Annotated in this window: 18 protein-coding genes; 2 read left to right on the top strand and 16 right to left on the bottom strand. The window is 69.5% G+C overall.

The genetic code is table 11. The features are described from left to right. Positions 1-52: 52 nt before the first annotated feature. Entirely contained in the window at positions 53-424 is a 372-nt protein-coding gene (locus tag ABNQ39_RS34275) for an ATP-binding cassette domain-containing protein (protein WP_376966928.1), read from the top strand. 288 nt (positions 425-712) lie between these two features. Here ABNQ39_RS34275 and ABNQ39_RS34270 read toward each other — a convergent pair whose 3' ends face one another. The 13 genes from ABNQ39_RS34270 to ABNQ39_RS34210 all read right to left on the bottom strand — a co-directional run bounded on the left by ABNQ39_RS34270 (position 713) and on the right by ABNQ39_RS34210 (position 13,529). Next, positions 713-1,552 carry an amidohydrolase family protein gene (locus tag ABNQ39_RS34270; RefSeq protein WP_376966926.1) on the bottom strand — a complete coding sequence of 280 codons (840 nt, stop codon included), beginning with the start codon at positions 1,550-1,552 and terminating at the stop codon, positions 713-715. Beyond that, on the bottom strand, positions 1,545-2,315 hold the full coding sequence (locus tag ABNQ39_RS34265; protein ID WP_376966924.1) for an enoyl-CoA hydratase/isomerase family protein: 771 nt from the start codon (positions 2,313-2,315) through the stop codon (positions 1,545-1,547). Before ABNQ39_RS34265 ends, ABNQ39_RS34270 begins: the two co-directional genes overlap by 8 nt. A gap of 1 nt (position 2,316) precedes the next feature. Beyond that, on the bottom strand, positions 2,317-3,516 hold the full coding sequence (locus tag ABNQ39_RS34260) for an amino acid ABC transporter substrate-binding protein (protein WP_376966922.1): 1,200 nt from the start codon (positions 3,514-3,516) through the stop codon (positions 2,317-2,319). A gap of 49 nt (positions 3,517-3,565) precedes the next feature. Continuing rightward, positions 3,566-3,982, bottom strand: a complete 417-nt coding sequence (locus ABNQ39_RS34255) for a Zn-ribbon domain-containing OB-fold protein (protein ID WP_376966920.1) — start codon at positions 3,980-3,982, stop codon at positions 3,566-3,568. Beyond that, positions 3,982-5,145, bottom strand: a complete 1,164-nt coding sequence (locus tag ABNQ39_RS34250) for a thiolase family protein (protein WP_376966918.1) — start codon at positions 5,143-5,145, stop codon at positions 3,982-3,984. The genes ABNQ39_RS34255 and ABNQ39_RS34250 overlap by 1 nt, the downstream gene beginning before the upstream one ends. A 24-nt stretch (positions 5,146-5,169) precedes the next feature. Continuing rightward, a complete protein-coding gene (locus ABNQ39_RS34245) occupies positions 5,170-5,892 on the bottom strand; it encodes an ABC transporter ATP-binding protein (protein ID WP_098734966.1) in 723 nt (240 codons plus the stop codon). Beyond that, positions 5,889-6,671: an ABC transporter ATP-binding protein gene (locus ABNQ39_RS34240; protein ID WP_376966916.1), complete on the bottom strand. Its 783-nt coding sequence runs from the start codon at positions 6,669-6,671 to the stop codon at positions 5,889-5,891. Before ABNQ39_RS34240 ends, ABNQ39_RS34245 begins: the two co-directional genes overlap by 4 nt. Further along, positions 6,664-7,632, bottom strand: coding sequence for a branched-chain amino acid ABC transporter permease (locus ABNQ39_RS34235; RefSeq protein WP_376966914.1), 969 nt, complete (start codon positions 7,630-7,632; stop codon positions 6,664-6,666). The genes ABNQ39_RS34240 and ABNQ39_RS34235 overlap by 8 nt, the downstream gene beginning before the upstream one ends. After that, a complete protein-coding gene (locus tag ABNQ39_RS34230) occupies positions 7,629-8,510 on the bottom strand; it encodes a branched-chain amino acid ABC transporter permease (RefSeq protein ID WP_376966912.1) in 882 nt (293 codons plus the stop codon). The genes ABNQ39_RS34235 and ABNQ39_RS34230 overlap by 4 nt, the downstream gene beginning before the upstream one ends. A gap of 12 nt (positions 8,511-8,522) precedes the next feature. Further along, positions 8,523-9,704: an acyl-CoA dehydrogenase family protein gene (locus tag ABNQ39_RS34225; protein WP_376966910.1), complete on the bottom strand. Its 1,182-nt coding sequence runs from the start codon at positions 9,702-9,704 to the stop codon at positions 8,523-8,525. Continuing rightward, positions 9,701-11,290 carry a class I adenylate-forming enzyme family protein gene (locus ABNQ39_RS34220; protein WP_376966908.1) on the bottom strand — a complete coding sequence of 530 codons (1,590 nt, stop codon included), beginning with the start codon at positions 11,288-11,290 and terminating at the stop codon, positions 9,701-9,703. The genes ABNQ39_RS34225 and ABNQ39_RS34220 overlap by 4 nt, the downstream gene beginning before the upstream one ends. Before the next feature lie 103 nt (positions 11,291-11,393). Further along, positions 11,394-12,311 carry a hydroxymethylglutaryl-CoA lyase gene (locus tag ABNQ39_RS34215; protein ID WP_376966906.1) on the bottom strand — a complete coding sequence of 306 codons (918 nt, stop codon included), beginning with the start codon at positions 12,309-12,311 and terminating at the stop codon, positions 11,394-11,396. Positions 12,312-12,314: 3 nt separating this feature from the next. Then, entirely contained in the window at positions 12,315-13,529 is a 1,215-nt protein-coding gene (locus ABNQ39_RS34210) for a CaiB/BaiF CoA transferase family protein (protein WP_376966904.1), read from the bottom strand. Positions 13,530-13,794: 265 nt separating this feature from the next. On the opposite strand from ABNQ39_RS34210, the gene prpR reads away from it, so the two are divergent. Next, a complete protein-coding gene (gene prpR, locus ABNQ39_RS34205) occupies positions 13,795-15,789 on the top strand; it encodes a propionate catabolism operon regulatory protein PrpR (protein WP_376966902.1) in 1,995 nt (664 codons plus the stop codon). A gap of 57 nt (positions 15,790-15,846) precedes the next feature. On the opposite strand, the gene ABNQ39_RS34200 is transcribed toward prpR, so the two are convergent. The 3 genes from ABNQ39_RS34200 to ABNQ39_RS34190 are packed head-to-tail and all read right to left on the bottom strand — an operon-like array spanning position 15,847 to position 18,954. Further along, positions 15,847-16,647 (bottom strand): crotonase/enoyl-CoA hydratase family protein, encoded by an 801-nt coding sequence (locus ABNQ39_RS34200; RefSeq protein WP_376966900.1) that lies wholly within the window; start codon positions 16,645-16,647, stop codon positions 15,847-15,849. Positions 16,648-16,697: 50 nt separating this feature from the next. Beyond that, on the bottom strand, positions 16,698-17,840 hold the full coding sequence (locus ABNQ39_RS34195) for an acyl-CoA dehydrogenase family protein (RefSeq protein ID WP_376966898.1): 1,143 nt from the start codon (positions 17,838-17,840) through the stop codon (positions 16,698-16,700). Positions 17,841-17,868: 28 nt separating this feature from the next. Beyond that, the gene (locus ABNQ39_RS34190; protein ID WP_376966896.1) at positions 17,869-18,954 is read right to left on the bottom strand and encodes an acyl-CoA dehydrogenase family protein; all 1,086 of its coding nucleotides are present in this window, start codon (positions 18,952-18,954) and stop codon (positions 17,869-17,871) included. Positions 18,955-18,959: the final 5 nt, after the last annotated feature.

The raw sequence follows: 18,959 nt of genomic DNA, 5'->3' as shown, positions 1-18,959 counted from the left end.
GGAGCCAAAGAACCCGTCGGGCCCGGTACATTCGACGATCCATCCCGCATCCTTGAAAACCACCCGGTCGGCGACGCGGCGTTTTCACCTCAGCGGCGTCAATGGGGCAGGGAAGAGCAGGTTGCTGCGCTGTCTGAACGGTGCGGAACCGCTGGAGGCTGGTACCGTCACCGACCTGCGCAATCCCAGCCTGCGCGACCTGCCGGGCCGTGTCGGTTTCCTGCGCCAGGACCTGCCGCGTCATTTCTTCGCCGAGACGGTGCGGACGGAGATCGGCTTCGCCCTGACTGCTCGACGAGCCGCTGAGCGGGTTGGACCCAGGGCGTGCCGCACACGCCCTAGGTGTGCTGGCGGTAGCCGCTCTCCGGCTGGGCCGACCGCAGCTTGCGCTTGGAAAATTGGCCGCCTGCACGCACTGGCTTGAGGCCGCGTAGCTTATGCGACGCCGCATAACGCAAAAGCCGATACGCGTCGGCTGCCGGCCGCGGATTGACAGTTCTATGTTGCGCTGGACTGACATTTTGACATTGTGCTTACACAAAAATAACGCATAAGATTTATTATGGAAATTAAAGGCATTCGTCTTAAATCGCTTGATGGTTCCGTCAGTCCCCGCGCCGGAACTGGAGAATTGGCGCGGGAGCCGACAGCGGCGGATGAAGCGCTTCACGTCGGCCCGGCGGTACGTCGATGCACCGCCCGGGCCGGTTTCTCAGGCAAGCCCCAGCAGGCGGCGGGCGTTGCCGCCGAGGATCTCCGCGCAGTCCGTGTCGGTCAGGTCGGAGGCCAGGATCTCCAGCAGGGGGAAAGGAACGCTGAACAGTTTAGGCGAGGAGTAGAAATCCGTGCCCAGCAGCAGCCGGTGCGCTCCGGCCTCGCGCACGAAACGCTCGATCATGTGGGAAACCGGAACCATCACCCCGGTGTCGAACAGGATGTTCGGATGACGCCGAGCGATGTGCGGCATCCAATGCGCGAAATCGGGTGAGGAGAAGGCGTCCAGCGCGACGAACTGCACGTCGCGGAAGCGTTCGGCCAGCACCTCCAGCTTCCACGGCGATTCCAGCTTCGAATCGCCGATGATGTGGATGAAGGCCGGCACACCGTGATGGCGCACGCGCTCCAGCAGCGCGTCCATGCGCGGATGGTCGATGGCGCAGCCCTGGAAGCGGTGGTGCCAGACGATGCCCTTCATCCCGAGCACCTGGATGCAACGGTCGATCTCGTCCAGCGCCGCATCCCCTTCCAGCGGGGATACGGTGGCGAGCGCCGCCGGGAAACGGTCGCTCCAGCGGTCGCGGTATTCGGCGACGGAATCGTTGACCCGGCGGGTGTCGGCGATGCCGTTCGGCGCCTGATAGCCGTTCGACGGCATCAGCAGGGCCTGGGCGATGCCGTGGCGGTCCATGAAGGCGATCCGCTGTTCGGCATCCGCCGCCATTCCCTCCCCTGCCCCGCCGCCTCTTGCCCCGCCCCCGTTCGCGCCGACAATGTCGAGCGAGCCGACATGGTGATGCAGGTCGAAGACCTGGAAGGATTTGGCGTCACGCATCCGATGTCCTCCAGAATTCGCTGTAATCGGGCCGCCGCCGGTCGCGGAAGGCGCCCAGCCCCTCCGCACATTCGCCGGGGGGCAGCTCGGCCAGCATCGTGCGCACCGCCGTCCAGTCGAGGGGTGCTGCGCGGCGGACCGCGCGCTTGACCGTGGCGATGGCCCCCGGCGGCGCCCCGTCGGTGATGGCGCGCGCCAGCTCCACCGCGGCGTCCACGGCGCTTCCGGACGGAACGACGCGGGAGACCAGCCCCAATGCCGCCGCCTCCTCCGCTCCGATGCGGCGGCGGGTCAGGATCAGGTCCAGGGCGTGGCGCGGGCCGGCGATCTGTGCCAGCCGCGCCAGCCCGGTGTTGGGCACCACCCCCAGCCCCAGTTCGGGCAGCGCGAAGACGGCATCCGCCGCCGCGACCACCAGATCGCAGCACAGCGACAGCTCGAATCCGCCGCCGAGCGCCCGGCCATGGACGGCGGCAATGGTCGGGCGGGGATGGCCGTCCAGCCGTTCGAACAGATCCATCGGCGTCGGCCCGGCAGGAGCCGGGGTCATCCAGCCGGCGTCGAGCAGGTCGCCGATGTCGGCCCCGGCGCAGAAGGACGGGCCGTCGCCGGCAATGACCAGCGCGGCGGCCTGACGCGCCTCGGGCCGGTCGAGCGTGGCGAGCAGGTCGGCCACCAGATCGGCGGCCAGCGCGTTGTGGCGGTCGGGCTTCGCCAGGGTGATCAGCCCGACCGTTCCGCGCCGTTCGAAGCGGACCGTCATCTCACGGTGCCGGATAGACGAGCTTGCCGCTCGCCTTGGCCGCCGGATAGACGATCTCCTCGCCCTCCTTGCGGTGCTGGACGATGACCATCGTCTCGTCCGACAGAAGCTGGTGCAGCCCGCCGCCCTCAGACGGCCGGTAGCCGATCTTGCCGTAGGGGGTGTCGAAGGTGGCGGTGGACAGTGCTTGGCGCACCTTGTCCTGATCCAGCGTGCCGGCGCTCTCGATGGACTTGGCCAAGGTCATCATGCCGACATAGCCCTGGGGGAAGACGGGGGCGATGGTCTGGCCCTTGGCCTCCACCTTGCGGATCAGTTCGGCGGCGGCCGGGGTGCGGTCGGCGGTGGACCATTCGGTGATCATGGTCAGCCCCTCGCTCATGTCGCCATAGTCGGCGCGGCGGTCGCCGGCCGACACCACCATGGTCAGCTTCGGCTTGATCCCCAGGCTCTTCATCTGGCGGACGAGCTGGAGGTTGTCGCCCGAATAGCCGACGGAGAAGAAGGCGTCGGGGTTCAGCGACTTGACGCGGGTCAGCACCGGCGAGAAGTCGGGCGAGCCGGATTTGAACGGCTCCTTCATCACCAGCTTGATGCCGGCCTTCGTCAGATATTCCTCGGCGTATTTGGCGGCATCGGCGCCGTAGAGCCCGTCCTCATAGGCCAGAGCCACCGTCTTGACCTTGGGATCGATGGCGGCGAGGAAGCTCGAAGCCGCCTTCTGGCGGTGATAGTCCCAGATGTAGACATGATAGTACCAGTCCTCGGTGCCGAAAGTCTTTTCCAGCCGGACGGACGAGGAACCGGTGTGGATGAACAGCGGCTTGTAGCGCTTGACGCTGGAGAGCAGCGCGAAGTCCGCCGTGCTGCCGTATCCGCCGACGAAGGCGTAGACCTTGTCCTCGGTGACCATCTTGGAAGCGATGGTGGCGGCGGTGTTGGGTTCGCTCTTGGTGTCCTCGATCAGCAGGGAGACCGGACGGCCCAGCAGGCCGCCGGCCGCGTTGATCTCATCCGCCGCGAACTGGACGCCGGCCAGGATGGTCTGGCCACCAACCGCCAGCACGCCGGTCAGCGGCAGCGGCACGCCGATCCGGATCGGCTCCGCCGTCTGGGCGGCGGCTGGGGTTGGTCCGGTCATCGCCAGCGCGGCGATGCCCAATGCTGCGGCGCCGGCCGCCAGCCGTTTCACGAAGCGCATGGTTTCCTCCTGTTTTTATGGTCGTTGTCCGCGGGTGGTCTCCGCCGGTTCAGCCGGCGGCGGCGCGTTCGAAGAAGGGGTATCGGCGCCCGCCGATCTGGGGAAAGACGATGGACACGGCATCGCCGCCCTGCACGGCCGCGGCATCGCCGCCGATCAGCCGGCTCAGCATCCGCGGGCCTTCGGCCAGATCGACCAGCACCACCGTGTAGGGAAGCTGGCCGTCCCACGCCCCGCCCTGGAAGGCGACATGGACATGGCTGTGCGAGAAGACGGTGCCCCGGCCCGACATCCGCTGCCAGCCGAGGCCGGGGTCACCGCAGAGCGGACAGTGCCGGCGCGGGTAGTAGAAGAGATGGCCGCAGCGTCCGCATTTGGGAAACAGCAGCTCTCCCCGGTCGCAGGCGTCCCAGAAGGGGGCGCTGGCCCCCGTCGGGTTCGGCGGGGTGGCGAGCAGATCCAGCATCAGGGTTTCTCCAGAATCATGGCGCCGCAAACCGAGAAGATGCCGCCGTTGCCGCTGACCAGCGCCCGGCGCGCGCCCTCCACCTGCCGCCGCCCGGCCTCGCCGCGCAGCTGGCGCACCGCCTCGGTGATGTGGAGCATCCCGCCGATGTGGGCCTGGGACAGCAGGCCGCCATGCGGGTTCAGCGGCCAGCGGCCGCCGAGATCCATGGCGCCCGACCGGACCAGCGCCCCGCCCTCTCCCGGCCGGGCGAATCCCAGCGCCTCAAGCGACACCAGGACCGAGATGGTGAAGGCGTCGTGCAGGTTGGCGATCTGGATGTCCTCCGGCCCCAGCCCGGCCGCCTCATAGGCGTCGGCACCGGCGGCGGCCATCCCCAGTCCGGGAATGTCCGGCATCAGGGCCACCGAGTTGTGGGTGGTCTTCATGCCGATGGCGCGGATGGCGACGCCACGGCCGCGGCCCTGCGGTGCCCGTCCGGCCCGCGTCAGAACCAGCGCGCCGCCGCCGTCCGACACCAGCGAACAGTCGAACAGGCGCAGCGGGCTGCTGATCAGGCGGCTGGCCCGGTAATCCTCCAGCGTCATCGGCTTGCGCATCTGCGCGTTGTCGTTCAGCAGGGCGTGGCGGCGGGTGACCAGGGCGACCGCCGCCAGATCGGCGTCGGTGGCGCCGTAGAGGTCGAGATAGCGCTGGGCGAGCAGGGCGTAGGGGATGACCATGCCGTGCAGGCCGAACGGCTCTTCCCACTCCTCCCCGCCCAGCAGGTTGTGCATGTGCAGACCCTGGGCGCCGACTGGGCGGCCGGTCAGGGCGTTCTCGCCATAGACGCAGGCGGCCACGTCGCAATAGCCGCTTTCGATGGCCCAGACCGCCTGCTGCAGCATGGTCATGCCGGTGACGGTGCCGCCGACGTCGACCGTGCAGGCGAAACGCGGCGCCACGCCCAGATGCTCGGCCAGCGTGGACGAGAACATGCTGTTCGGGGTGGCGTAGGGATCGAGGTTGATCAGCCCGTCGAGATCGGACAGGGCGAAGCCCGCGTCGCGCAGCGCCGCGAGAACCGCCGCCGCCTGGATTTCGACCGGCGACCAGCCGGGCAGGCGACCGACGGGGGTTTCGCCGATGCCCGCGATGACGACGTCGGAACCGACTGCCGGCATGGGGTGTCCTCCGTTTCCGCTGCGTCAGATGCCCAGATAGGCGCTGCGCAGCTTTTCATGGGTGACGACCTCTGCCATCGGTCCGGAGAGGGCGGTCCGCCCCTCCTCCAGCACGACGCAATGGTCGGCGATGTGGGTGGCGTAGCCGACATTCTGTTCGGCCATGACGATGGCGCAGCCGGTCTCGCGCTTGATCTTGGCAAGCGTCACGAACAGCTCCTCGACGATGATCGGGGCCAGCCCGGCCGAGGGCTCGTCCAGGATCAGGGCCGACGGCTCGGCCATCAGGGCGCGGCCGATCGCCAACATCTGGCGCTGGCCGCCGCTCATGGTTCCGGCGATCTGGCGGCTGCGGTCGCGCAGGATCGGGAAATAGCCGCACACCATGTCGCGCAGCTGCCCGTAGGGCGCCTGCCGCCGCCGACCTGCCGCAGCGCCGTGGGCGCCCAGCAGATTGTCCTCGACGCTCAGGTTCGGGAAGCAGCGCGCCCCGTCCGGGACCAGCACCACGCCATGGGCCGGAAGCTGCCAGGGCGCGCAGCCGCTCAGGTCCTCGCCGTCCAGCGCCAGATGGCGGCCGCTGGTGGCGACGGTGCCGGCGAGCGCCCGCAGCGCCGTGGTCTTGCCGGCGCCGTTGGAGCCGAGGATGACGAGCATGTGCCCGCTCTCCACCGCGATGTCGAGCTGGTGGAGGACGCGCAGGCGGTCGTAGGAGGCGCCGCCGATCCGTCCGACGAAGCGGCTCATGAGGCGAATCCCTTGCCCAGATAAGCCTCCCGCACCGCCTGGTCGGCGAGCACCGTGGCCGGCGCCCCTTCGGCGAGCAGACGGCCGTTGTTCAGCACCACGACGCGGTGGCACAGGGTGGTGATGACGCGCATCAGATGCTCGATGATCACGATGCTGATCCCCTGTTCGTGGACATTGCGGATGAGGCCCATCACCTCCACCGAATCCTCATGCGACAGGCCGGCCATCGCCTCGTCCAGCAGCAGCAGGTCCGGCGCGCAGGCCAGCGCGCGGGCGATTTCCAGCCGCCGCAGATCGGTCACCGACAGGTCGCCGCAGAAGCGGCGGAACAGCGGACCCAGCCCGCAGAAGGCGGCGATGGCGGCGGCGTCGCCCAGCCCCGGCAGCCGGTGGCGGTCGCGCCCGGCATAGAGCAGGGGAACCGACAGCACCTCCTCGACGGTCAGGGTGGGAGGAACGCGCGGGATCTGGTAGGTGCGGGCCATCCCGGCGCGGACGATCCGGTCGGGGCGCCGCCCGGTCACGTCGCCGCCATGCAGGCGGATGCGTCCGCCGCGGACGGGAAGCTGGCCCGACACGGTGTTGACCAGCGTGCTCTTGCCCGAGCCGTTGGGGCCGATCAGGCCGGTGATCTCGCCTGCCGCGATGGACAGCGACACGCCGTCGAGCGCCTTCAGGCCGCCGAAGGCCACGGTCAGATCCTCGACCGCCAGGATCGCGCCGCCGGATGGCTGCGCAGACCGCCGGGCGGGATCGGGAGAAGCTGTGTCAGGCATGGCGTTCCCGCTCCTTCTTCTTCTCGCCGGCCGCGGTGCGGCGTCCGGCCAGCGTTGCGGCCTTGCGCAGCAGGCCGACGATCCCCTGCGGCATGCCGATGACGAACAGGATGATCACGGCGCCGTAGACCACCTGATAGCCGGTGCCGCCGATGACGGAGCGGGCCACCTCCTCCAGCGCCTTCAGCGCGATGGCGCCCAGCAGCGGGCCGATGGTGGTGTCCATGCCGCCCAGCGTGGCGATGGCCAGCGGCAGCACGCTCCAGTTGGTGGTGAAGACGTCGGTCGGCACGACATAGCCGTAGAGGCCGCCGTAGCAGGCGCCGGCCAGACCGATCAGCACGCCCGAGACGATGAAGGCGAAGATCTTCATGCGGACCACCGGCACGCCGCTGGCCGCGGCCAGTTCCGGCTTGGTGCGGATCATGAAGAAGGCCGGGCGGAAGCGCAGGCCGAGCAGCGCGTCCGACAGCGCCACCGCCGCCAGCAGCAGAAGCCCGATCGACCCGAGCTGCCAGCGTGGATCGCCGTCCGCCAGCACCGGCGGGGCGATGCCGCCCGAGCCGCCGGTCCAGTCGGGGAAGACCACGACCAACACCTGCATCGACAGGGCGAAGCCCAGCGTGGCGATGGCGAAATACATCCGCCGCAGCCGCAGGGTCAGCAGGCCGAGCAGGGTCGCCGCCAGCGCGCAGACCACCACGACCGCGATCCAGGCCAGCGTCAGCCCGATCAGCGGTTCGGAGATCGCCAGGGTGTAGGCCCCGATGCCGAAGAAGGCCGCCGAGCCCAGCGACACCTGCCCGGTGCGCGACAGGATGTCCCAGGCAAGCGCCGTGATCGCGGTGATGGCGACGCCGATGGCGAGCTGGATCCAGAAGGGCTTGTCGATCCAGACCAGCGCCAGCGTGACCAGGAGGATGAGGATATAGGGGAGGAGCCGCGTCAATCCGGTCTTCATGCGCGCCGCTCCGATCCGAACAGGCCGGTGGGCCGCACGACCAGCACCAGGACGATGATGACGAAGGCGACGCCGTAGCCCCAGCTTCCCCCGCCCGGCACGAAGGTGGCGGTCAGGTTCTCCGCCGCCGACAGCAGCACCGCGCCGATCAGCGCGCCGCCGATGCTGCCCAGCCCGCCCAGCGCCACGATGGCGAAGGCACGCATCACCAGATCGACGCCGACCAGCGGCTGGACATAGAGGATCAGCGCCACCAGACCGCCGCTGACGCCGGCCGTCAGCCCGCCGATCAGGAAGGACAGGCGGAACATCCGCGTCACGTCCACCCCGGCCAGAACCGCCAGCTGCGGGTCATCGGCGGCCAGACGCAGCAGCAGCCCCTGGCGGGTGTGCCGCATGAACCAGATCATCCCGGCATAGAGCGCGATGCCGACCAGCAGCACGACCAGATTGTTGCCGGGAACGATGACGTCGCCGAGCTGCAACGCCGGCAGGAGGGGCGGGGCGTGCATCACGCGGGCATCCGGCGTCCAGGCGATCATCGCCAGATTGATCAGCAGGATCGATAGCCCGATGGTGGCGAGGATCTGGTTGTGCTCGTCCTGTTTCAGCACCCTCGACAGGAAGCCGTCGAAGACCAGCCAGGACAGCGCCGTCATCGCCAGACCGGCGAGCAGCATGCCGGCCAGCGGCGGCACGCCCGCCGTCTCGTACAGGAAATAGGTCAGGAAGGCGCCCAGCATGACGAACTCGCCATGGGCGAAATTGATGATGCCGGTGACGCCGAATTCCAGGGTAAGGCCGGAGGCGATGGCGGCGTAGAGCCCGGCGGTGGTCAGGGCCAGCAGCAGGGATTGGGCCAGAAGCGTGGTTTCCATCCGCGATTGTCCTCACATCCGGTCGATCAGGCTGCGCGCGATCTGGAGCCGCTGCATCTCCGAGGTGCCCTCGCCGATGCGGAAGCCGCGCGCGTCGCGATAGATGCGCTCCACCGGCAGGTCGGCCATGAAGCCGGCCCCGCCGAAGATCTGGAGGACCCGGTCGGCCACCCGCCCGACCATCTCGGTGCAGTAGAGCTTGGCGCGCGAGGCGGCGATGCGGGCGTCGGGATGTTGCTGGTCCGACAGGCGCGCCGCCTTGGCGCAGAGCAGCCGGCCGGCGTCGATCTCCACGTCGCAGTCCGCCAGCATGAAGGCGATGGCCTGATGGTCGGCCAGCCGCCGCCCGAAGGTGGTGCGGTCGCGGGCGTACGGCACCGCCAGATCGATCAGCCGCTGGGCCATGCCGACGCAGCGGCAGGACACGAACAGCCGGTCGTTGTTGATGGTCGCCATCATCACGCCGAAGCCGGCGCCGGGCGCGCCCAGCACATGGTCGTCCGGCACGAAGCAGTCGTCGAAGCTGAGCGCCGAGAGGTGGTAGCCGTGCCAGCCCAGCTTGCGGAACCGGCGCTCAATGGTGAAGCCCCGCGCCCCGCGCGGCACGATCAAGGTGGTCAGCCGCCCCTTCAGCGGCGCGTCGCGTTCGGTCACCGCCAGCACGATGGTGTGGTCGGCGGTCTCCGCGTGCGAGATGAAGGTCTTGGCGCCCGACAGCCGCCAGCCGCCGTCTGTCCGCCGCGCCCGCGTCCTGAGCGCGTTCAGGTCGGACCCGGCGTCCGGTTCGGTCAGGGCATAGGCGACGGTGCGCTCGCCGCGCATCAGCGGCCCGACGAACCAGTCGCGCTGGGCCGCGTCGGCGAACAGCAGCGATCCCGGCAGATGGCCGCAGGCCTCGGCCAGCGGCATGCTGGTGTGGCCGGTCGCCTCGTCGATGGCCGAGATGGCGACCCGGCTCAACCCCGGCCCGCCGATCTCCTCCGGCATGTTGTAGCCGTAGATGCCGAGATCGGCGGCCGACCGGCGCAGGTCGCGCATCAGGCCGGGATCGACGTCGTCGGCGCGGTCCACCGCCTCCTCGTGCGGCCGCAGGGAGGTGTGGACGAAACCGCTCACGGTGCGGACCAGCGCGTCGAGTTCGGCGGCATCATCGTCGGTGGCGGCGGCGGCATAGGTGGACAGGCTGTCGCTCATGATGGCTCCACCGTCTGGCTATCGGCCCAACTCTCGACCCAGCTTTCGATGGCGCCACGCTGCACCTTGCCGGTGGTGGAGCGGACGATGCGCTCGGGCGGCACGAAGTGGATGGCCTTGGGTTGCTTGAATCCGGCCAGCTCCCGCCGGCACAGGGCGGACAGCTCGGCGGCCTCCAGGCGGGGGTTGGCGGACACCACCACCGCCACCGGGATTTCGCCCCAGCGGGCATCCTTCCGACGCACCACCACGGCATCGCGCACGTCGGGATGGCCGACCAGCACGCGCTCGATCTCCGCCGGGTAGATGTTCTCGCCGCCCGACTTGATCAGGTACTTGGCGCGGTCGACGAAATCGTAGAGCCCGTCCGGCCGGCGGCGGAGCAGGTCGCCCATGTGGAACCAGCCGTTGCGGAAGTCCTGCCGGGTCGCCGCCTCGTTGTTCCAATAGCCGCTGAACAGCGTCGGGCCGCGCATGGCGAGTTCGCCGATGCCGCCGTCGGGTACGTCATTGTCGTCCGGGTCGACCAGCCGGATTTCCGCCCCGACGCTCGGCGCCTTGCCGAGGTCGCCGGTGGCGCCGCGGGGAAGCTGGCGGCCGGACAGCGGCGGGGTGCCGGTCTCGGTCGATCCGAAGCAGTTGAGGAAGTCGGCGCCCAGCAATTCGCTCAGCCGCGCCACCTCGGCGGGCGGCGACAGGTCGGCCATCACCCCGCAGGTGCGCAGGCCGAGCGGCCTGACGTTGCGCCGTTCCAGCACCTCGATCATCCGGCCAAGCGTGCCCGGCATGATCGACACCCATTCGAACCGCTCGGTCTCGATCTTGTCGGCGATCCGGTCGGGATCGAAGGCGTCGAGCACGATCACCCGCCCGCCGGTCAGCAGGGCATAGTGCGCCGGCTCGGTGCCGCCCATGTGGTAGAGCGGCGGCCAGCACAGGTTGGTGTTGCCCGGCCGCACCCCCAAATCGAACGGCGCCGCCGTCATGCGGGCCAGCTGGCTGCGATGGGTCAGCACCGCCCCCTTGGGCAGGCCGGTGGTGCCGCTGGTGTAGAGGATCAGCAGGGGATCCTCCGGCTCGGCGATGTCCGGCGGCGTGTCGGCGGCGGCGGCGGCAAGGCGGCGCTCCCACTCCGCGCCGAATTCGATCACCGGAATCCCGGCGGTGGCGGTGTCCGACAGGATGCCCGTATGGCGGGGCGAGACCAGGATCGCCATCGGCGCGACGAGGCCGATGCAGTGCTCCAACTCGCGCGGGCTGAGACGCCAGTTCTGGCAGGCGGTGATCGCTCCCAGCAGGGCGCAGGCGAGCTGAGTCTCGATGTATTCCAGCCGGTTCTCCGACAGCACGGCGACACGGGCGCCGCGCGTCACCCCCAGCGCCGCCAGCGCCGAGGCGCTGCGGTTCACCCGTTCGGCCAGTTGGGCGAAGGTCAGGATGCGGACCTCGTCCTGGCCGTCATCCTCGATGGCGATGCGGTGCGGATAAAGCCGCGCGGTGGAAAGGAACAGGCTTCCCACGGTGGAGGCGGCGGCCCGTGCCACCAGTGCGGCGGCCGGTCGGTCCATGCCGGTTGTCAAACTCATGACCAAGCTCCTCCCTGTTTTTCATTGGATCGTTGAGGACTTTATTCCCTTTTGTGTCTTAATTATCGGCAGCCAAAATGATGTCGAATATTCTGGTATGCACTCAACCGGGAACTCCGGCGGGCTGCGCGTGGCTGCGTCTCAGCCAGGGCATGGCCCGTCCGCCCAGCGGCCGGCCCAGCAGGCGTCCGGCGACATCGACCGCGTCGATCAGGGTGGGCAGATCGACGCCGGTGGCGAGGCCGGATTTCTCGGCCAGCAGCACGACATCCTCGGTGGCGAGGTTGCCGGCGGCGCCGGGGGCGAAGGGGCAGCCGCCGATCCCGCCGGCACTGGCGTCGAGCCGGCGGATGCCCGCCTCGATGGCGGCATGGGCGTTGGCGATGCCGAAGCCGCGCGTGTCGTGGAAATGCATGCCGATCCGCTCCGCCGGCAGGCTGGGAAGCAGCGCTTGCAGCAGGGCGGTCACCTGGCCGGGAGCGGCGGCGCCGATGGTGTCGGCGATCACCACCTCGCCGGCACCGATGGCGGCGAAGCGTTCCGCCAGCCGGACGACGGCGGCCGGCTCCACCGGCCCTTCGAACGGGCATTCGAAGGCGACGGCGACATAGGCGCGCACGGCGATACCCGCCTCCAGGGCGCGGCCGATCACCTCCTCGGCGGCGGCGGCGGCCCGGTCCAGCGTCATGTTGATGTTGCGCCGGTTCATCTCCTCCGTCGCGGCCACCACGGTGGCGATCTGCGGCGTTCCGCAGGCCAGCGCCCGGTCCAGCCCGCGGCCGTTCATGGCAAGGGCGGAAACCTCGACCCCCGGCAGCGAGCGGGTTCCGGCGACGATCTCCTCGGCATCGGCCATCTGTGGCACCGCCTTGGGCGAGGCGAAGCTGGCGGCCTCGATCCGCGTCAGCCCGGCCTCGGCCAGCCGCCGGATCAGCTCAAGCTTGCCGGCGGTGGGAACGAAGGTCGGCTGGTTCTGCAGTCCGTCGCGCGGGGCGACCTCGGTCAACAGCAGGCGGTCCATGGCTCACCCCACCCGGCCGGCGCGGCGCAGTTCGCCGATGCGCTCGGGCCCGTAGCCCAGCAGCGTCTCCAGAACCTCGTCGGTGTCGTGGCCCAGCTCCGGCGGGGCGGTGAAGCGGCCGGGCTTGCGGCCGGACTGTTTGCCGCCTGACAGCTTGATCGGGTTGCCCGGCATCCGCACCGTGCCGCCCTGCGACAGCGGCACCTCGACCACCATGTCGCGGGCGACCACCTGCGGATCGGACATCGCCTGGGCGAAGTCGTTGACCGGGCCGCAGGGCACCCGCGCCTCGCGCAGCCGGGCGAGCCAGTTGGCGGAGCTGTCCTTGACCAGTTCCTCCCCGACGATCCGCTCGATCCGCTCCTTGTCGGCGTAGCGGCCGGGTTGCAGGCGGTAGTCCGGCGCCTCCAGCTCCGGCCGCCCAATGACCGGCAGCAGCCGCTCGAAGAAGGCGTCGCCGATGCAGGCGATGATGATGTGGCCGTCGGCGGTCTTGAAGGTGTTGTAGGGGACATGGACGAAATGGCCGTTGCCGAGCCGTTCCGGCACATGGCCAGACATCAGGTGCATCGTGCCCATGTAGTTCAGCAGCGAGATCTGCACGTCCAGCATCGACACGTCGACATGGCGGCCGACGCCGGTCCGCTCCCGCTCCTGCAACGCGGCGAGCACGCCCAGCGCGCCGAACAGCCCGCCGCCCAGGTCGCCGATGGGGATGCCGGAGCGCAGCGGCGGCCCGTCGGGCAGGCCTGTGATGCTCATGCCGCCGCCCATCGCCTGCACCACCTGATCGAAGGCGGGCCGGTTCGGATCGGGGCCGTCGCCGCCGAAGCCGGTGACCGAGCAGGTGACGATGCGCGGGTTGACCGCCGACAGCGACGCGAAATCGATGCCCAGCCGCTCCGTCACCCCGGCGCTGAAATTGTCGAACACCACGTCGCTCTTGCGGACCAGATCGAGGAAGACCGCCCGCCCCTCCTCGCTTTTCAGGTCGATGCAGACGCTGCGCTTGCCCCGGTTGAGCGTGAGGAAATAGGCCCCCATGCCGTGGCGGGAATAGTCGGGATCGCCGGCCAGCAGCTGCCGCGTCCCTTCGCCCCGGCCCGGCGGTTCGACCTTGATCGTCTCGGCCCCCAGATCGGTCAGCAGCATGGTGCCGTAGGGACCGGACAACATGTGCGTCAGGTCGATCAGCCGGATGCCGTTCAATGGTGCCATGCCCCTCGCCCCAGATGCTTCGTTTGCGGAATGTTTGTTCGTTTATCAAACAGCAAGTGCCGTGCCAGTCCGGTGACGGATGGGCTTCTTCTTCTTTTTCAAGGGATTGGCGAATTGCCGGACCTGAAAGGGCGTTTCATGAAGCGGCTGGCATGTTGCGATGAAACGTGTCATGAAACGTTTGTTTGCAACGCGGATGAAACGCGGCGGTTCCGGTGCGACACCGCCGGCCCCTTCGAGGGGCGATTGCCGGGAGGAAGGAACCATGCCGATGGCGCTGGGCTATCCGAACACCGGGCGGCTGCGGCTGTGCTTTCTCAGCTACCGCCACCTCACCCGGCTGGCGCGTGCGGTACTGGACGAATACGCCCAGCGTGCCGAGATCGAGGTGATCGACCAGGCCTATGAGGCGGCATTGGCGGTGGCGCGGGAGCGCGAGGCGTCGGGCGCGGTGGACGCCTTCGTCAGCGCCGGTGCCAATGCCAGCTACCTGCGCAGCACCGTGAAGTCGCCGGTCGCCACCATCAAGGTCGGCGGCTACGACATCCTGCTGGCGCTGCTGAAGGCGCGGGAGCGGTCGAACCGGGTCGGCATCGTCATGCACCGCCGCATCATCCCGGAACTGGACGCTATCAAGGGACTGCTGCGGACCGAGGTGGAGCAGGGCTGCTACGAGACGCCGGACGAGGCCGTCGCCTGCGTCAAGGGCATGGCGGAGCGCGGCTTTCCCGTCATCATCGGGTCGAGCGTGGTGGTCGAGGCGACCGAACGGCTGGGGATGGAGGGCATCCTGGCCTATTCGGTGGCGGGCGTGCGGCAGGGGCTGGACGACGCGCTGGAAATGGCCCGCATCGCCCGGCTGGAGAACGCCCGCTACAGCCAGTTGAACGGCGTCCTCCGGAATGTCCAGGAGGCAGTGCTGGCCGTCGATCCGGCCGACCGGGTGACCGCGGTCAATCCGGCGATGGAGGCCCTGCTGGGCTTTCCCCCGAACGCCATTCTGGGCCGGGTCGCGGCGGAGGTGGCGCCGGAACTGTCGTTGCGCGGGGTGCTGGGCAGTGGCGAGGCGGAAAAGGGCAGCGTCCTGACCTTCCGCCGCCGCGACTGGATCGCCAACCGCATCCCGATCCGCGAGCATGGGCAGGTCACTGGCGCCATGATCACGGTCTATGATGCCCGCGCCATCAGCGAGGCGGACGTCAGCCTGCGCTCCCAGACCCGGCGCCGTTCCAACCGGACGACCCGCTACACGCTCGACGACATCCGTGGCGACAGTCCGGCCATCGAACAGGCGCGCGCCACCGCGCGGCGCTTCGCGGCGAGCGACCTGACGGTGCTGATTTCCGGCGACAGCGGGACGGGGAAGGAGCTGTTCGCCCAGGCCATCCACAATCTCGGCCCGCGTGCCGGCCGCCCCTTCGTGGCGATCAACTGCTCGGCCTTTCCCGAATCCCTGCTGGAATCGGAGCTGTTCGGCCACGAGGAGGGGGCCTTCACCGGGGCGCGCAAGGGCGGCAAGGTCGGGCTGTTCGAGGCGGCGCACACCGGCACGCTGTTCCTGGACGAGATCGGCGACATGCCGCTGGCCTTGCAGACCCGGCTGCTGCGCGTGCTCCAGGAGCGCGAGATCGTGCGTCTGGGCAGCGTCCTGCCGGTGCCGGTCGATCTCAGGGTGATCGCGGCCACCCATCAGCCGCTGGAGGAGCTGGTGCCGCAGCGCGCGTTCCGGGCCGACCTGCTGTACCGGCTGAACACGCTGCGCCTGCGCCTGCCGCCGCTGTGCGACCGGGTGGAGGATGTGCCGGTGCTGGCCGAGGGATTCGTCGCCGCCTGCCTGGAGCGCACCGGCCTCCGGCTGGCGCCGTCGGTCGTCGTCGCGCCTTTGAAATCCCGCCTCGCCACCTACCGGTGGCCGGGCAACGTGCGCGAACTGGAGAATATCTGCGAGCGTTTGACCATGCTCGTGCTGCAATTTGGCACCGTCGAGGACATTCCCGCCGGGATCCTGCGCCATGACTGCCCGGAGCTGTTTCTCGAACCGCGCGCACAGGACAGGCCGACCGGTCGGGACAGCCACGGGGCAGCCGGCGGGGACGGGAACGACGCACGGGATGTCATCGAAAGTGCCCTGTCCCGCACCCATGGCAATCGGGCCGACGCCGCGCGCCAACTGGGCATCAGCCGCGCGACGCTGTGGCGACGCATGCGCCAGCTCGGGCTCGGTGCCTCCACCGACGGCGACGACGCCACGCGGGACTAGCCGGCACGGACGACAGGACGCAGTCAGAAAATCGAAAAGCCCTAGAGTCCGGCCGCCTTAGGCGCCGGTGAAGTTCGGCGGGCGCTTGCCCAGCATCGCGGCGATGGCTTCCTTGTGGTCGGCGGTCGCATGTGCGAGCGCCTGCATGGCGGCGGACATCTCCAGCAGCGTGTCGAGCTTGACCGTCCAGCCTTCGCGCAGCAGGCGCCTCGTCATGCGCACCACATGCGGCGGATTGACGGCGATCCGCGCGGCCATCGCACGCGCCTGGGGCAGCAGTTCCGCGTCGGGAACGACGCGCGACACCAGACCGCAGGCGAGCGCCTCCGCCGCATCGATGACATCGCCGGTCAGCGCCATCTCGCAGGCCTTGGAAAAGCCGACGACCCGCGGCAGCAGCCACGCGCCGCCGTCGCCGGGGACGATCCCGACCTTGACGAAGCTCTCGGCGAAGCGTGCGCTCTCGCCGGCGATGCGGATGTCGCACATGCAGGCGAGGTCGCAGCCGGCACCGATGGCCGGACCGTTCACCGCCGCGATCACCGGAACCTCCATCGCCTCCAGCAGCAGCGGGATGCGCTGGATACCCAGCTTGTAGTTCCGGCGGGTCTGGGCGGCGACCTTGTCGTTGAGGCCGCCGCTTTCCCCCATCTTCTTCACGTTCCCGCCGGACGAAAACGCGTTGCCGGCCCCCGTTATGATGATCACCCGGGTCGCCATGTCGGCGTCGAGACCGCTCAGCGTCTCCACCAGCGCCTCGATCATCTCCGGATCGGAGATCGGGTTGCGCTGCTCCGGCAGGTTCAGGGTGAGCGTGACGATTCCGTCGTCGTTGTCCACCAGCACGAGATTCGTCATCGCGCCTTCCTTTCGTGTTTCGATGTCGGTGAGCGGGTTCCGGCCGCCGGTTAGCGGAGGCCGAGGCCGCGGGCGATGATGCCCCGCAGGATCTCGCGGGTTCCTCCGCGCAGGGAGAAGGACGGCACGTTGAGGATCGTGTGGGCCAGCACCGCGGAGAAATCCCGCGTGGATTGCTGCGACGGCTCCGCATCGACCAGCTGGCGGGCGATGTCCGGGATCTCCTGTTCGAAGATCGCGCCCAGATCCTTGACCAGGGAGGCCTGCAATGCCGGATTCTCCCCCATCTGCAACATGCCGGCGACCGAGCGCGACAGGCGCCGCAGCACCAGGAGATGGGCGGTCAGGCGGCCGACCGCCGCCGCCGCATGGTCCGACGGGCTGGGGCCGAGCGCCCGCACCAGTTCGACCAGCAGCGTGAAGGAGGACAGGAAGCGCTCCGGCCCGCTGCGCTCGAACGCCAGCTCTCCGACCACCTGGTTCCAGCCGTCTCCGAGCTGGCCGAGAAGGGATGTCGCGGGCAGGAAGACATCCTCGAACACCACCTCGTTGAAATGATGCTCGCCGGCCAGATCGGCGATGGGGCGGATGGTGATGCCCGGCGTCTTCAGATCGACCAGGAACTGGCTGGTGCCGCCATGCCGGTCGTCGGCACCGCCGGTCCGGCAGAACAGGATCATGTAGTCGGCATGGTGGGCATAGGTCGTCCACAGCTTGGTGCCGTTGACGACGAAGCCGCCGTCGACCGGCACCGCGCGCGTCCGCACCGCGGCGAGGTCGGAACCGGAATCCGGCTCGCTCATGCCGATGCAGAAGAAGCACTCGCCGGCGGTGATGCGCGGCAGGATCGACCGGCGCTGCTCCTCGGTGCCGACCTTCAGCAGCAGCGGGCCGCTCTGGCGGTCGGCGAACCAATGGGCCGCCACCGGCGCCCCGGCGGCCAGCATCTCCTCCAGCACGACATAGCGTTCCAGCGCGCTGCGCTCATGCCCGCCATAGCGCGTCGGCCATGTCATGCCGATCCAGCCGCGCTGCCCGACCTTGCGGCTGAAGTCGGCGTCGAAACCGCTCCAGGAGCGCGAGCGGTCCTGCGGGCGGCGGCTGGCCAGCTCCTCCGCCAGGAAGGCGCGGACCTCGGCGCGCAGATCCTCGACATCCGTGTGGGGAGGGGGCGGAAAGGCGATCAGATCCATGGTCAATTCCTCGATGACACCGGTGGGATCAGGCAGCGGTGACGAGCGGCCAGAGCCCGTCCGCCCCGGCGCGCGCCACCTCTCGCCCGATCAGGCGGCCCCACTCCCCGTCCCCGCCGAACTCGTCGCGCCAGGACCACAGGCGCTTGGTGAAGAAATGCAGGCTGTGCTCATGGGTGAAGCCCATGGCGCCGTGCACCTGATGCGCGATGGCCGCCGCGACGCCGGCCGCCTCGCCGCAGCGGAGCTTGGCCGCCGCAATCGGCAGCAGGGCCCCGCCCTGCGCCACCGCCTCGGCGGCGATGTCGCCGGCCGCACGGGCGGCGGCGGCCTGTCCGGCCAGCACGGCGAGATGCTGCTGGATGGCCTGGAACTTGCCGATGGGCCGGCCGAACTGGCTGCGCTCGTTGGCATAGGCGGTGGTCATCGCCAGGACGCGGCCCAGCGCCCCGGCCATCGCGATGCTGCGGACCGCGGCGCCCAGCGCGTGCAGCTCCGCCGGCCCGATGCCCGACGCAGGGGCGACGCTCTCCGCCGGCAGCAGCATGTCGAAGCGCAGGCTGTCGCGCGGCTCCTTCGCCAGATTGACGTCCGGCACGGTGTCGGCCTGCCCGGCGGGCACCAGCGCCACGAAGCTCTGTCCGTCCTGGCCGGCATCGTCGCAGGGATCTTGGGAGCGGGTCAGCACGACGGTGGCGGCGACGCGGCCCCAGGGCACCCGGTGCGCCGTTCCCGACAACAGCCAGCCGCCGTCCCGCCGCGCCAGGGTCAGCCGGTCGTCCGGACGCACCGGCGCCAGGGTCAGCGGTCCGCCGGGAAGCTCCAGCCCGGCATTCGCCAGGATGCGGTTCGCCAGCATGGTTTCGGCCAGCGGCAGCGGCACCGCGAAGGCGCCGGCAAGGCGGATCAGATCCAGCGCCTCCACCACCGGCAGGCCGAAGCCGCCGGCCTCCTCCGGCACCAGGGCGAGCGGAAGCCCCATATCCTCGACCGCCTGCCACTGCGCGTCGAGCCACTGGCCGGATTCGGCCGCCACGCGCTGCCTGGCCGTGAACTGTTCTTCGAAAAGCCTGGTCGCCGTATCGACCAGGATCTGGCTGGTGTCGCTCACCATGTGTC

It is taken from the genome of Azospirillum sp. A26 (assembly GCF_042604635.1).
Classification (GTDB): Bacteria; Pseudomonadota; Alphaproteobacteria; order Azospirillales; family Azospirillaceae; genus Azospirillum; species Azospirillum palustre.
This window is presented reverse-complemented; position numbering and strand designations above follow the sequence as displayed.

Excerpts from the sequence above, each read along its gene's own strand:
- ABNQ39_RS34260 (WP_376966922.1), bottom strand. The coding sequence starts at position 3,516 with ATGCGCTTCGTGAAACGGCTGGCGGCCGGCGCCGCAGCATTGGGCATC.
- prpR (WP_376966902.1), top strand. The coding sequence starts at position 13,795 with ATGCCGATGGCGCTGGGCTATCCGAACACCGGGCGGCTGCGGCTGTGC.
- ABNQ39_RS34195 (WP_376966898.1), bottom strand. The coding sequence starts at position 17,840 with ATGGATCTGATCGCCTTTCCGCCCCCTCCCCACACGGATGTCGAGGAT.
- ABNQ39_RS34225 (WP_376966910.1), bottom strand. The coding sequence starts at position 9,704 with ATGAGCGACAGCCTGTCCACCTATGCCGCCGCCGCCACCGACGATGAT.
- ABNQ39_RS34215 (WP_376966906.1), bottom strand. The coding sequence starts at position 12,311 with ATGGACCGCCTGCTGTTGACCGAGGTCGCCCCGCGCGACGGACTGCAG.
- ABNQ39_RS34265 (WP_376966924.1), bottom strand. The coding sequence starts at position 2,315 with ATGACGGTCCGCTTCGAACGGCGCGGAACGGTCGGGCTGATCACCCTG.
- ABNQ39_RS34235 (WP_376966914.1), bottom strand. The coding sequence starts at position 7,632 with ATGAAGACCGGATTGACGCGGCTCCTCCCCTATATCCTCATCCTCCTG.
- ABNQ39_RS34210 (WP_376966904.1), bottom strand. The coding sequence starts at position 13,529 with ATGGCACCATTGAACGGCATCCGGCTGATCGACCTGACGCACATGTTG.
- ABNQ39_RS34240 (WP_376966916.1), bottom strand. The coding sequence starts at position 6,671 with ATGCCTGACACAGCTTCTCCCGATCCCGCCCGGCGGTCTGCGCAGCCA.
- ABNQ39_RS34255 (WP_376966920.1), bottom strand. The coding sequence starts at position 3,982 with ATGCTGGATCTGCTCGCCACCCCGCCGAACCCGACGGGGGCCAGCGCC.
- ABNQ39_RS34250 (WP_376966918.1), bottom strand. The coding sequence starts at position 5,145 with ATGCCGGCAGTCGGTTCCGACGTCGTCATCGCGGGCATCGGCGAAACC.
- ABNQ39_RS34270 (WP_376966926.1), bottom strand. The coding sequence starts at position 1,552 with ATGCGTGACGCCAAATCCTTCCAGGTCTTCGACCTGCATCACCATGTC.
- ABNQ39_RS34190 (WP_376966896.1), bottom strand. The coding sequence starts at position 18,954 with ATGGTGAGCGACACCAGCCAGATCCTGGTCGATACGGCGACCAGGCTT.
- ABNQ39_RS34200 (WP_376966900.1), bottom strand. The coding sequence starts at position 16,647 with ATGACGAATCTCGTGCTGGTGGACAACGACGACGGAATCGTCACGCTC.
- ABNQ39_RS34220 (WP_376966908.1), bottom strand. The coding sequence starts at position 11,290 with ATGAGTTTGACAACCGGCATGGACCGACCGGCCGCCGCACTGGTGGCA.
- ABNQ39_RS34230 (WP_376966912.1), bottom strand. The coding sequence starts at position 8,510 with ATGGAAACCACGCTTCTGGCCCAATCCCTGCTGCTGGCCCTGACCACC.
- ABNQ39_RS34245 (WP_098734966.1), bottom strand. The coding sequence starts at position 5,892 with ATGAGCCGCTTCGTCGGACGGATCGGCGGCGCCTCCTACGACCGCCTG.